This window comes from Rhizobium sp. Root149 (assembly GCF_001427345.1).
Taxonomy (GTDB): domain Bacteria; phylum Pseudomonadota; class Alphaproteobacteria; order Rhizobiales; family Rhizobiaceae; genus Neorhizobium; species Neorhizobium rhizoryzae.
The window spans coordinates 22,439-34,364 of sequence record NZ_LMGD01000001.1; the positions used below are offsets into that span (position 1 = coordinate 22,439).

The 11,926-nt window shown below is 57.5% G+C and carries 13 protein-coding genes; 3 read left to right on the plus strand and 10 right to left on the minus strand.

Annotated features, from left to right (window positions below; all coding sequences use genetic code 11):
* Positions 1-188 precede the first annotated feature (188 nt).
* The 8 genes from ASD54_RS00110 to ASD54_RS00145 all read right to left on the minus strand — a co-directional run bounded on the left by ASD54_RS00110 (position 189) and on the right by ASD54_RS00145 (position 6,655).
* Positions 189-587 (minus strand): NADH:ubiquinone oxidoreductase subunit NDUFA12, encoded by a 399-nt coding sequence (locus ASD54_RS00110; RefSeq protein ID WP_062552588.1) that lies wholly within the window; start codon positions 585-587, stop codon positions 189-191.
* Positions 588-685: 98 nt separating this feature from the next.
* Positions 686-1,153 carry a GNAT family N-acetyltransferase gene (locus ASD54_RS00115; RefSeq protein ID WP_062552589.1) on the minus strand — a complete coding sequence of 156 codons (468 nt, stop codon included), beginning with the start codon at positions 1,151-1,153 and terminating at the stop codon, positions 686-688.
* 11 nt (positions 1,154-1,164) lie between these two features.
* Positions 1,165-1,665 carry a GNAT family N-acetyltransferase gene (locus tag ASD54_RS00120; protein WP_062552590.1) on the minus strand — a complete coding sequence of 167 codons (501 nt, stop codon included), beginning with the start codon at positions 1,663-1,665 and terminating at the stop codon, positions 1,165-1,167.
* 37 nt (positions 1,666-1,702) lie between these two features.
* Complete coding sequence (gatB, locus tag ASD54_RS00125; protein ID WP_062552591.1) at positions 1,703-3,205, minus strand: Asp-tRNA(Asn)/Glu-tRNA(Gln) amidotransferase subunit GatB; 1,503 nt, start codon at positions 3,203-3,205, stop codon at positions 1,703-1,705.
* Between the two features lie 97 nt (positions 3,206-3,302).
* Positions 3,303-3,812 (minus strand): GNAT family N-acetyltransferase, encoded by a 510-nt coding sequence (locus ASD54_RS00130; protein WP_062552592.1) that lies wholly within the window; start codon positions 3,810-3,812, stop codon positions 3,303-3,305.
* Between the two features lie 172 nt (positions 3,813-3,984).
* Positions 3,985-5,466: an Asp-tRNA(Asn)/Glu-tRNA(Gln) amidotransferase subunit GatA gene (gene gatA, locus ASD54_RS00135; RefSeq protein WP_062552593.1), complete on the minus strand. Its 1,482-nt coding sequence runs from the start codon at positions 5,464-5,466 to the stop codon at positions 3,985-3,987.
* Between the two features lie 60 nt (positions 5,467-5,526).
* Positions 5,527-5,814, minus strand: coding sequence for an Asp-tRNA(Asn)/Glu-tRNA(Gln) amidotransferase subunit GatC (gene gatC / locus ASD54_RS00140; protein WP_062552594.1), 288 nt, complete (start codon positions 5,812-5,814; stop codon positions 5,527-5,529).
* Between the two features lie 136 nt (positions 5,815-5,950).
* Complete coding sequence (locus ASD54_RS00145; protein ID WP_062552595.1) at positions 5,951-6,655, minus strand: metal-dependent hydrolase; 705 nt, start codon at positions 6,653-6,655, stop codon at positions 5,951-5,953.
* A gap of 173 nt (positions 6,656-6,828) precedes the next feature.
* Here ASD54_RS00145 and ruvX point away from each other — a divergent pair, with 173 nt between their 5' ends.
* Positions 6,829-7,320 carry a Holliday junction resolvase RuvX gene (gene ruvX / locus ASD54_RS00150; protein WP_062552596.1) on the plus strand — a complete coding sequence of 164 codons (492 nt, stop codon included), beginning with the start codon at positions 6,829-6,831 and terminating at the stop codon, positions 7,318-7,320.
* Here the strand turns inward: ruvX and ASD54_RS00155 are convergent.
* Both ASD54_RS00155 and ASD54_RS00160 read right to left on the minus strand, forming a co-directional pair.
* On the minus strand, positions 7,260-7,589 hold the full coding sequence (locus tag ASD54_RS00155; RefSeq protein WP_062552597.1) for a DUF6105 family protein: 330 nt from the start codon (positions 7,587-7,589) through the stop codon (positions 7,260-7,262). The two genes, ruvX and ASD54_RS00155, sit on opposite strands and share 61 nt — an antisense overlap.
* A gap of 313 nt (positions 7,590-7,902) precedes the next feature.
* Entirely contained in the window at positions 7,903-9,555 is a 1,653-nt protein-coding gene (locus ASD54_RS00160) for an acyl-CoA dehydrogenase family protein (protein WP_062552598.1), read from the minus strand.
* Between the two features lie 122 nt (positions 9,556-9,677).
* Here ASD54_RS00160 and ASD54_RS00165 point away from each other — a divergent pair, with 122 nt between their 5' ends.
* Positions 9,678-10,634: an aspartate carbamoyltransferase catalytic subunit gene (locus tag ASD54_RS00165; RefSeq protein ID WP_062552599.1), complete on the plus strand. Its 957-nt coding sequence runs from the start codon at positions 9,678-9,680 to the stop codon at positions 10,632-10,634.
* Positions 10,631-11,920, plus strand: coding sequence for a dihydroorotase (locus ASD54_RS00170; protein ID WP_062552600.1), 1,290 nt, complete (start codon positions 10,631-10,633; stop codon positions 11,918-11,920). Before ASD54_RS00165 ends, ASD54_RS00170 begins: the two co-directional genes overlap by 4 nt.
* Positions 11,921-11,926 lie beyond the last annotated feature (6 nt).

The following is an 11,926-nucleotide window of genomic DNA, read 5'->3' on the forward strand; positions in this document are numbered from 1 at the left end:
ACCTTCAGAAACTGCCAAAGCGTGTCGCGATCTTTAGGATTCGCTGCTGACGCTTTATCTCTTTATTTTATCGCACGTCGTTATCGCAAAACCACTGAGCACTTTTGCGCAACATGCTTTAGGTCCCGATCAATGCCGAGACCTAATGGCGATAGTTCAAAAATGTGGCGTGAGATAGAGCAAGACGCTCAGGAGCCCGGTGTCCATGCATCATAGTCACCGGTGACACGCGGACGCTGACCTGTCGCATCCATAGAGCCTGTAGGCTTGTACGCAAACGGCGTCCCTGTCAGGTTCTCGTGATGAGGCTTCTGCCACTCACGGGCTGCATAATTCTCCTTTGAAGGAGGCGTATCGGTCCGGTAATGCATCCAGCCGTGCCAACCCGGCGGTATAGCCGAAGCTTCGGCGTAACCCTTGTAGATGACCCAACGACGAGGCAGTCCGAAGGACGTCATACCGCCTTCGTAATAGACATTACCTAGTTCATCCTCGCCCACGCGCTTGCCGTTGCGCCACGTAAAGAAGCGTGTGCCGAGCGTCTGGCCATTCCACCAGGTGAAGATTTGAAGGAGAAGATTCTTCATAGTTTTCCAGCGTCCTCGCGAGAGACAAGGAATGTTTCCTTGCCTCGCTTATGCAATCTCGATCCGCGAATGTCCAGCCTTTAGGGGGTGGATACGCGCTATTTGAAGTGCATTCTGAAGCCTGTGTAGTCCGGCGAAAAACCCGCCTTCTCGTAGAAGGCCCGGGTTCCGTCACGGTCGCTTCGGTGCGTGATTTGCACCAGCCGGCAACCGCGTCGTTTCGCCTCGCTCACGGCAAACTCCAAAAGCTTGGAGCCGATCCCCTGTCCGCGTCTGTCTGAGCGCGTGTGCACAGCCTCGATGATACCATTCAATCCTCCGCGACCGCGTAGCGTTCGCAAGAAAGCCATTTGGAAGCTTGCGACCACCTCGCCGCCCTGTTCGGCGACGTAAAGCTGCTCGTTCAGCGACTGGTCAATTATGTGAAATGCTTTGACGTAATCATCATATGCATGCTCGTCGCTGGTATCACCATGGCCACCATGCTCATCTTCTTCAAAGAGCTTTATCAGATTTGCGAGATCTTCTTCCCTGGCCCTTCGAATATGCAAGCTTAACTCAGTCATGGCAGTCCTCCCTAATGCGCGAGCGGCTTCTCCATGATGATTGCTTCAATACCACTGTTGTCCTGACCGCAGTTCTTCGTGCGGTCAACTTCCGTGAAGCCTAGTCGCGTATAGAAGGAAATTGCGCGTTCGTTCGCAACGTCAACTTCCAGGCGAAGAATTTCCGCATCCGGGAAACAAGTTTCCAGCTCCGCAAAGAGATCCCGTCCGATTCCTTCGTTCTGGCAAGTCGGATGCACGTAGAGCTGATGCAGGACTGCGGTCTTTGTCATCGTAGGCGACATGGCGGCAAATCCCATGCCACCAATCCGCTTTCCGTCATCGGCAACCAGAAACTCACCGTCCTTCAGGTTGATTCTCTTCAGGATCGCCTCTGCGCTATGCAAGCTAGTGACGAGTGAGCCCACCTTCAGCGGACCGTGGATGGCATCATAGGTCGCGTGCCACGTCTCCGCCAATAGCTTGCGCACCGGCTCTACGTCCTTTGGGCCCGCTGTGCGAATGAAAAACATGGGAACAGCCCTCTCTCGGAGAAGAAAGGCCGAAGCCTTACTCCTCGATGCCCAGCTTTGCCTTTACCAGCGCCTGCACGGCCTGCGGGTTGGCCTTGCCACCGGTCGACTTCATGACCTGACCCACGAACCAGCCGGCCAGCGTTGGCTTGGCCTTGACCTTGGCGACCTGATCGGGGTTTGCGGCGATGATATCGTCGACGGCCTTTTCGATGGCGCCGGTATCCGTCACCTGCTTCATGCCGCGGCTTTCCACGATTTCCGCAGGATCGCCGCCTTCGTTGAAGACGATTTCGAACAGGTCCTTGGCGATCTTGCCGGAAATGGTCTCATCCTTGATGAGATCGATGATTCCACCAAGCTGGGCAGGAGAAACCGGAGTCTCTTCAATGCCTTTGCCAGCTTTGTTCAAGGCGCCCAGCAGGTCGTTAATAACCCAGTTCGCCGCCGTCTTGCCATCACGCCCTTCAGCAACCGACTCGAAATAATCGGCAATTGCCTTCTCGGACACGAGCACGGACGCGTCATAAACCGAAAGCCCCAGTTCGCGTACAAATCGGGCCTTCTTGTCATCCGGCAATTCCGGCAGATCGCTCTTCAGTGCCTCAACGAAAGCATCGTCAAATTCCAACGGCAGCAGATCCGGATCCGGGAAATAGCGGTAATCATGCGCATCTTCCTTGGAGCGCATGGAGCGCGTTTCACCCTTGCCTGGATCGAACAGGCGAGTTTCCTGGTCGATCGAGCCGCCGTCTTCCAGAATTGCGATCTGGCGGCGTGCTTCGTATTCGATCGCCTGGCCGATGAAACGGATGGAGTTGACGTTCTTGATTTCGCAACGTGTGCCAAAAGCTTCGCCGGGACGGCGCACGGAAACGTTCACGTCGGCACGCATGGAGCCCTCGTCCATGTTGCCATCACAGGTGCCGAGATAGCGAACGATAGAGCGAAGCTTCGTCATGTAGGCCTTCGCCTCATCCGAGGAGCGCATGTCCGGCTTGGATACGATTTCCATCAGGGCAACGCCTGAACGGTTCAGATCCACGTAGGACATGGTCGGATGCTGGTCGTGCATGGATTTGCCCGCGTCCTGCTCGAGGTGCAGGCGCTCGATACCGATCTCGATGTCTTCGAAATTGCCCTGACGATCTGGCCCCAGCGAAATGATGATCTTGCCTTCACCGACGATCGGATCCTTGAACTGGGAAATCTGGTAGCCCTGCGGCAGGTCCGGATAAAAATAGTTCTTGCGATCGAAAATCGACCGGTTGTTGATCTGCGCCTTGAGGCCGAGACCTGTCCGCACGGCCTGCTTCACGCATTCTTCGTTGATGACGGGCAGCATGCCGGGCATGGCTGCATCCACCAGCGACACATTGGAATTCGGCGCCTTGCCGAACTCGGTGGAAGCGCCGGAGAACAGTTTGGACTGTGAAAGAACCTGCGCGTGAACTTCCATGCCGATGATGATTTCCCAATCACCCGTGGCACCGGGAATCAGACGTTTCGGATCAGGCGTGCGCGTATCGACAAGGGTCATCTTAAAGGCTCTTCATGCGGTCAAATGGGTTGAATGTCAGGTAGAACAATTGGTGAAGCGGTGCAAGCTTTGAGGCCTCGCACCTGGTCGTTAGAGGTTAAAACTCGACGCCGTAACCCTCTGGTGCTGGAGCAACCAGTTGCTTGGACATGCCAACGGATTGCACATCCTGATCAAGCTTCGGCGCATAGGCAATCGACAGCCAGTTTACCCGATAACCGTTCTTTTCAAAGAAACTGACCGCATCCGTATTGTGCGCATGCGTTTCCAGCTTGATTTCATCGAAACCATGCTGGCGGACTTCTTCCTCGACGGCTTGGAGGAGTTCGGAACCCAAACCTCGCCGCTGATGATCCGGGTCGATCCAGAAATCGGTTATCTGTTCGTCCAGCGCCTCGCGGGATGCCCATCCGGCAGGGACGCCGCCCTCCTCGATCACCGTAATCTTAACCCAGGAGGATCGAACGAAGTCTCCAAATGCACGTAATGCATTTTGCAGCATCGCCTCTGTGCCGCCAATGGGGCCCATGGCCTGGGCCCAGGCTCGCAGACCTATGCCTGTCAGCGCATCAATCTCGTCTTCACGGGCATTGCGAACATGATGCATGAAAATCCCCGGAACGTCGCCACGATTAGATCATTGCCGGACGGTGTTTCCAAGCCCGCCTAAGGGATTAGCCTGCGATACCGCGATCTTTGTTGGAAACTGGTCAACAAAAAAGGACCGGCCCAATGGATGAGCCGGTCCTTCTGCAGTCACCTATTGGCACTCAAAGGTTTTACCACCACTTGGCAGGGGTGAATTTCCCGGCTGCCTGTTCGATCACATGCGCCGTCTTGAACAGGGTTTCTTCTTCGAACGGCTTGCCGATGATCTGAAGGCCCAGCGGCAACCCCTTCTGATCAAGGCCAGCTGGGACAGAAATGCCAGGCAAACCGGCCATGTTGAGAGTGACCGTGAACACGTCCTGCAGATACATTTTGACCGGATCCGCAGCGAGTTCCTTGTCACCGATGGCAAAGGCGGAAGACGGCGTGATAGGCGCCAGGATCGCATCGACGCCCGCATGAAACGCATCTTCGAAGTCGCGCTTGATGAGAGTGCGAACCTTCTGCGCCTTCAGATAATAGGCGTCGTAATAACCGGCCGAGAGAACGTAGGTTCCGATCATGATGCGGCGCTGAACTTCCTTGCCGAAGCCCGCAGCGCGGCTCTTCTCGTACATGTCGGCAATGTCCTTGCCGTCGACGCGAAGGCCGTAGCGAACACCGTCATAGCGCGCGAGGTTGGACGACGCTTCGGCAGGCGCCACGATGTAATAGGCCGGAAGCGCGTATTTGGTGTGTGGCAGCGAAATTTCGACGACTTCAGCGCCGGCATCCTTCAGCCATTCCACACCCTGCTGCCAGAGCTTTTCGATTTCCTCTGGCATGCCCTCGATACGATATTCCTTCGGAATGCCGATCTTCATGCCCTTGACAGACTGACCAAGTGAAGCTTCGTAGTCCGGCACCGGCAAATCGACAGAGGTCGTGTCTTTGGTGTCGACGCTCGCCATGCTCTTCAGCAGGATTGCTGCGTCGCGCACATCGCGCGCGATCGGACCAGCCTGATCCAGCGACGAGGCATAGGCAACGATACCCCAGCGGGAGCAACGGCCATAGGTAGGCTTGATGCCGACCGTGCCAGTAAAGGCCGCAGGCTGGCGGATGGAGCCGCCGGTGTCGGTTGCGGTCGCACCGGCACACAGATGCGCCGCAACAGCAGCGGCGGAGCCGCCTGAAGAGCCGCCCGGCACCAGCTTTTCATCCGAACCCTGGGCCTTCCACGGGTTTACCGCCGGTCCGTAATAGGAGCTTTCGTTGGATGAACCCATCGCGAATTCATCCATGTTCAGCTTGCCGAGCATCACGGCACCATCATTCCACAGGTTCTGGGTGACGGTCGATTCGTACTTCGGCTTGAACCCATCGAGAATGTGGCTGCAGGCCTGCGTGTGGATATCACGCGTTGCGAATAGATCCTTTACGCCAAGCGGAATACCCTCAAGAGGGCCGCCCTTTCCGTCTGCCAGACGCGCATCCGAAGCTTTCGCCATCTCGCGCGCCTTATCGGGCGTTACGGTCACGTAGGCGTTCAGGGCGCCGTTGGCAGCGTCGATGGCCGACAGGTAAGCGTCCGTCAATTCGACCGCCGTAATATCACGGCCCTTCAGTTTAGCGCGCGCTTCGGAAATGGTAAGGTTGGTAAGTTCGGTCATCGTGATCTCGAATTTGGCTTAAGGCTGCGTTGAAGGTCGGTGCTGCGTAATGGTCCGCGCTTACTCGACGACCTTTGGCACGAGGAAAAAGTTCTGATCTGAATTGGGGGCATTGGCCACGATATCGGCGGCCTTATCACCATCCGTCACCGCATCGGCGCGCTTGCGCATGGTGATTGGCGTGACGGAAGTCATGGGCTCCACACCGCTGACATCCACCTCGGAAAGCAGCTCAACAAATCCAAGGATACCATTCAATTCGCCCGTCATCCGCTCCAGATCATCTTCGGAAACGGCAATGCGGGATAGGCGCGCAACGCGCTTGACGGTAGCGATATCGACGGACATGGAACTTCTCCGGATGAAATTTCCTCCCGCTATAATGGCCATATCCGGCATTCGCAACGGTTTTAGCCGCAAGGCGGACGGAGTTCTGACGGAAATCGGCGCGGTTGGCCCAGGATCCCGCGCCGATTACGTAAGGTCAGATGCTTAGCGTAACGCCAACCCTGGGCGTCTCTACCCTCGTCTTCAGGCCTTCCATGCCTTTCACGAACTTTTCCGGCGTCTGGTCAATGATCGGGAAAGACCCGTAGTGGCACGGGATGGCATGCTTGAAATCGAAAAAGCGCTGGCAGGCGAGCGCTGCCACGGCACCGCCCATCGTGAAACGGTCGCCTATCGGCACCAGACCAATATCAGGCTGATGCAATTCGTTGATCAGACCCATATCGGTGAAGATGTCCGTGTCGCCCATGTGCAGCAGCGAGGCCTCTTCTTCGAAATGCAGCATCAGTCCGTTGGCATTGCCAAGCGCATGGGAGACCCCGTCTTCCGTGATCTGGGCGGAGGAATGCAGGGCCTGCGTAAACGTCGCGCTGAAGCTGCCGAAGCTGACTGTACCGCCGGTGTTTCCCATTTCGAGACGTTGGACACCTTTGGAACCGAGCCATGCCGCGAGGTCGGCATTTGCCAGCACGACGGCACCGGTTTCCTGTGCCAGGGCGACGGTATCCCCTACGTGATCTCCATGACCGTGCGTCAGCAAAATGTGCGTGATGCCCGCAGCCGCTTCCTTGCGATCCTGGTCTGCGAAGGATGGGTTACCGCTGAAGAATGGATCGATCAAAATCTTCGCATGGGCGGTTTCGAGCCTGAAGGCCGAATGGCCAAGCCAGGTGATCTTCATGATAAATCTCCATTTTGCAGTTGAGATCAAAGGGTCCGGGTGTGGACCGTCAGTTAAGCGCAGGTTATTCAACACAATATACGCATCAACGGAACAGACGGATTTTATTTCCCGTGCTGACCTAGAGCAGCCGCAATTAATTCAAGAGCATAGACCGAGAGAAGGAATGAGCCGTGGCAACAATGACGATCGAAGAATTGGCTGCCAGTCTGTTGCCGGGGCAACCAGTAGCCGGTCTTGATCTTGGCACGAAGACCATCGGCCTTGCTGTATCAGATCTCGGGAGGCGGTTTTCGTCCCCTCGGCCCGTGTTGAAGCGCTTGAAGTTCACAAAAGATGCGGAACTCTTGCTGGCGTGGGCAGACAAGGAAAAGGTGGCAGCCTTTATCATCGGCCTGCCTATCAATATGGATGGCTCGTCGGGCCCGCGTGTTCAGGCGACCAGAGCTTTCGTCCGCAGCATGAGCGACAAGACAGAGATACCGTTCGTCTTCTGGGATGAGCGTCTATCCACAGTGGCCGCAGAGCGGGCGCTTCTGGAAATGGATGTCTCCAGGGCGAAGCGGGCCGAACGGATTGATTCGGCAGCCGCGAGCTTTATCCTTCAAGGCGCCTTGGACAGACTCGTATCCTTGGAAAGAGCTGCATCGGGAGATGAGGCGTAACGCCTGATCCACCAGGCGTGAATCTGCTTGCGGCGACGAAATGCCAGAATTGCAAGGACGATCAGGCTGTCCACCGCAACGGCACGGACAACCAGCATGGGAAGAAGCGCCGGATCAATTCCCAAGATCTGCCCATAGATCTGGAAAACCAGATCGTGGGTGTCGCGGGTCAGCATGAAGAACCCGAAACTGATGTTGTAGTAGGATAGCCAGTACCAAGCACCCAAGAATGCAACCGGGCCAGCCCAGAGGATGAGAAACCACTTCATGCGGCGTTTCCTTCCACAGTTTGCCAGCGCGTTGAATTCAGCCAAGGTGCCGACAGAACCGCCCAGCGCAGAAACGCCATGACGCTCAGCACGATGGCAGGAAACGTCAGATCAACCGCCCAACTCGCAAAGAAGCAAAGAGCCAGACACAGTAATCCGTATTGATAGCATTGGTTGCCAGACACAGCCTTACCACGCAGCGATGGTTAACAAATCGTTAACCTCAACCTAGTGCGCGCGGCCCAAAGCGCAACGAGAACCACTTGATATGGTTAACGCGGAGCGTGGTCCTGTGGACGAAAGTTTTGGAAACTCAGCTGGCGGCGGGATACAGAAGATCGACGATGTAGGAGGCATCGAAGCGGGAATCGAGCATTCCATAGGTAGCCCGCCATCCACCGGCCAGTCGGGTTTCCACGAAGGCGTCTGCGATCTTGCCGGCACCAAGCCTGAAAAGCTCCGCAGCAGCAGCCGCCAGCGCAAGTTGCTCCACCAGAAGCCTTGCCGCACCCTCGTCCCGTTCCGCGAGCGCCATGGCGGCGCGCAGAACGTCCGTCGTCTTTCGTCCGCTCGGACCCAGATCCCGCTCGATGCCCGACAGAACCGAATCGAACAGATCACGGCCTCTGCTCAACACGCGCAGCACATCCAGCGCCATGACATTGCCGGAGCCTTCCCAGATCGCATTGACCGGAGCCTCGCGATAGTGGCGGGCAAGCGGACGCTCCTCCACGTAGCCATTGCCACCAAGGCATTCCATCGCTTCATAGATCAGTGGAGGCGCGATCTTGCAGCACCAGTATTTGATGACGGGCGTCATGACGCGGGCAAAGGCTGCATCGGCGGGGTTGCTGCCAGCCTTATCGAAGGCTTCTGCCAGACGATAGGCCAGCGCCGTCGCGGCTGCGACGTCCAGCGCCATGTCCGCGAGAACACGCGTCATCAGTGGCTGGTCAATCAGGTTCTTGCCAAAGACGCTGCGACCACGGCAGTGATGCACAGCCTCTGCCAGCGAGGCCCGCATGATGCCAGCTGACGCAAGAGCACAATCCAGCCGCGTGAGCGTCACCATGTCGAGAATGGTTCGTACCCCACCGCCCGGTTCACCCAGCAGGTAGCCGAACGCATCGTGGAACTCGACCTCGGAAGAGGCATTGGAACGATTGCCCAGCTTATCCTTCAGCCTCTGGAATTGAAGCCCATTCGCCGTACCATCTTCCAGGAGACGCGGAACGAGGAAGCAACCGATACCCTCATTGGTTTTCGCGAGCATGACGAAGGCATCGCTCATCGGCGCTGACATGAACCACTTGTGACCGGAAAGACGATAGACGCCCTCGCCCACCCGTTCGGCGATCGACCGGTTGGCGCGCACATCCGTACCGCCCTGCTTCTCCGTCATTCCCATGCCAACGGTGATCGCGGTCTTCTGCTGCGCGGGACGATTCGACGAATCATATTTCCGCGACAGGATACGCGGCGCCCATTCCTTCTGAACGCGAGGCGACGCCATCATCGCAGCAACAGAAGCGCTGGTCATCGTCAGCGGACACAAGTGGCCACATTCGAGCTGAGAGGTCAGATAGAACCGGGCAGCACGAGCGCGGTGCTGGTTGTTGCGCGATTCCGGAATGTTCTCCCACAGCGAGGAATGCAGACCGCTGCTCATCGAACGCCGCATCATGGCATGCCAGGCGGGATGAAACTCCACCGTATCCTGCCGTTCGCCTCTCGGACCGTGGGTCTTCAGCTTTGGCGGATTTTCATTCGCCATCCGCGCAAGTTCCTGCGCTTCGGGGGAGGTCACATAGCGGCCCAGCGCATCGAATTCCTCGCGGATCGCGCGGTGCAATCCCGCCGTCAGATCCACAATCAACGGGTCTGTGCGATAGGCATTGATACCGGACCAGAGGCTTGGCTGGTTCAGGTCGGTGAGATTGTCGTCGGTCCGGTTCATCTGATTCATGAGCTGCTCTTAAACGAAAGCTGGGCAAATTGCATGGGGATCAGAAAAACTCGATGCAGCACACGCTTGCCCGCTCGCCTCGCTGTCTCTATAGACCGCGTAAACAAGCGGAGGACGTTATCGTGGTCTTCTTTCCCCACCGCCATCTCCTCGGGATCAAGGGCCTGACCGAGCAGGACATTACATTCCTTCTCGACAAAGCCGACGAGGCGGTCAAGATCAGTCGGCAAAGAGAGAAGAAAACTTCGACTCTTCGCGGGCTCACCCAGATCAATCTTTTCTTCGAGGCTTCGACACGCACGCAAAGCTCTTTTGAGCTCGCTGGCAAGCGTCTGGGCGCAGATGTCATGAACATGTCGGTCGGCAACTCTTCGGTCAAGAAGGGTGAGACGCTGATCGATACGGCGATGACTCTGAATGCCATGCGGCCGGACGTGCTTGTGGTTCGCCATTCGTCCGCGGGTGCCGCTGCCCTTCTGGCGCAGAAAGTGGCGTGCTCGGTCGTCAACGCCGGTGACGGTCAACACGAGCACCCGACCCAGGCGCTTCTGGACGCGCTGACAATCCGTCGGGCCAAGGGCAAGCTGTCCCGCATCATCGTTGCGATCTGCGGCGATGTTCTGCACTCGCGCGTTGCCCGCTCCAATATTCTGTTGCTGAATGCCATGGGCGCACGCGTACGCGTCGTCGCGCCGTCCACTCTGCTGCCATCGGGCATCTCGCAAATGGGTGTGGAAGTCTTTCATTCCATGGAAGAAGGCCTGAAGGATGCTGATGTCGTCATGATGCTGCGCCTTCAACGCGAGCGCATGTCCGGTTCGTTCGTGCCGTCGGTTCGCGAATACTTCCATTTCTACGGTCTGGACGCCGAGAAACTGAAAGCCGCCAAGGAGGATGCGCTCGTCATGCATCCGGGGCCGATGAACCGCGGCGTCGAAATTGCCTCGGAAGTCGCCGATGGACCGCAGAGCGTGATTGAAAGCCAGGTGGAGATGGGCGTCGCCGTCCGCATGGCTGTGATGGAGGCCTTGCTGATTTCCCAGAACCAGGGGCCGAGAAGCGAAGGAGTGGTCGCATGAAGCCGCTTGTTCTGAAAAACGCGCGTATCATCGATCCTTCCCGGCATCTGGACGAGGTCGGCACGATCATCATCGGTGATGACGGTCGTATTCTTGCGTCTGGCGCAGATGCCCTCAATCAGGGACATCCTGACGGTGCCGAGATCCGCGATGCCCAAGGGCTCGTTGCGGCACCGGGTCTTGTCGATGCGCGCGTCTTTGTTGGCGAACCGGGTGCGGAACATCGGGAGACCATCTTTTCCGCCAGCCGTGCCGCCGCTGCGGGCGGTGTAACGAGCTTCATCATGATGCCGGATACGGACCCGGTTCTTGACGATATCGCCCTCATCGAATTCGTCCTCAAGACGGCCCGCGACAAGGCTCTCGTCAACATTCACCCCGCTGCCGCTTTGACACGCGGGTTGAAGGGCGAGGAGATGACTGAGATCGGCCTGTTGAAGCAGGCGGGCGCCGTCAGCTTCACCCAGGGCCGGCATGGCTTGGCCGATACGCAGGTTCTGCGCCGCGCCATGACCTATGCGCGCGAGTTCGGCGCTGTCATTTCACTCGAAGCCCGCGATCCCTACCTCGCCGTCAACGGGGTCATGAATGAAGGGCTGTTTGCCAGCTGGCTCGGCCTTGCAGGCGCCCCGCGCGAAGCAGAACTCATTCCGCTCGAGCGTGACCTGCGGATTGCTGCCCTCACAAAGGCCGCCTATCATGCCGCGAAGATTTCGGTGCCGGAATCTGTCGAAGCAGTCCGTGTCGCCCGCAATCGAGGCGCGAACGCAACCTGCGCCGTGTCGATCAATCACCTGTCGCTGAATGAAAACGATATCGGCGAGTATCGGACTTTCTTCAAGCTTTCACCGCCGCTGCGCACGGAAGACGACCGTCAGGCCATGGTCGATGCTCTGGCGAATGGGACGATCGATATCATCGTCTCGTCGCATGATCCTCAGGATGTCGACACGAAGCGTCTTCCTTTCGGAGATGCGGCGGATGGTGCCATCGGGCTTGAAACCATGCTGGCGGCCGCCTTGCGGCTCCACCACTCCGGTCAGGTTTCGCTGATGCGCCTCATCGACGCCATGTCCACAAGGCCTGCCCAGATCTTCGGGCTAGACGCTGGAACGCTGAAACCGGGCGCGAAGGCAGATATTGCCTTGATCGACATTGACGAACCATGGATCGTGACGAAGGACACCATCCAGTCCCGCTCCAAGAACACGCCCTTCGAGGATGCGCGTTTTAGCGGACGGGTTGTCTCGACTTATGTCGCTGGCCGTCTGGTACACTCGCTGTAAGGAAAT

Excerpts from the sequence above, each read along its gene's own strand:
- gatB (WP_062552591.1), bottom strand. The coding sequence starts at position 3,205 with ATGACCCTTGTCGATACGCGCACGCCTGATCCGAAACGTCTGATTCCC.
- ASD54_RS00170 (WP_062552600.1), top strand. The coding sequence starts at position 10,631 with ATGAAGCCGCTTGTTCTGAAAAACGCGCGTATCATCGATCCTTCCCGG.
- ASD54_RS00120 (WP_062552590.1), bottom strand. The coding sequence starts at position 1,665 with ATGTTTTTCATTCGCACAGCGGGCCCAAAGGACGTAGAGCCGGTGCGC.
- ASD54_RS00145 (WP_062552595.1), bottom strand. The coding sequence starts at position 6,655 with ATGAAGATCACCTGGCTTGGCCATTCGGCCTTCAGGCTCGAAACCGCC.
- ASD54_RS00110 (WP_062552588.1), bottom strand. The coding sequence starts at position 587 with ATGAAGAATCTTCTCCTTCAAATCTTCACCTGGTGGAATGGCCAGACG.
- gatC (WP_062552594.1), bottom strand. The coding sequence starts at position 5,814 with ATGTCCGTCGATATCGCTACCGTCAAGCGCGTTGCGCGCCTATCCCGC.
- ASD54_RS00155 (WP_062552597.1), bottom strand. The coding sequence starts at position 7,589 with ATGAAGTGGTTTCTCATCCTCTGGGCTGGCCCGGTTGCATTCTTGGGT.
- gatA (WP_062552593.1), bottom strand. The coding sequence starts at position 5,466 with ATGACCGAACTTACCAACCTTACCATTTCCGAAGCGCGCGCTAAACTG.
- ASD54_RS00160 (WP_062552598.1), bottom strand. The coding sequence starts at position 9,555 with ATGAATCAGATGAACCGGACCGACGACAATCTCACCGACCTGAACCAG.
- ASD54_RS00130 (WP_062552592.1), bottom strand. The coding sequence starts at position 3,812 with ATGCATCATGTTCGCAATGCCCGTGAAGACGAGATTGATGCGCTGACA.
- ASD54_RS00115 (WP_062552589.1), bottom strand. The coding sequence starts at position 1,153 with ATGACTGAGTTAAGCTTGCATATTCGAAGGGCCAGGGAAGAAGATCTC.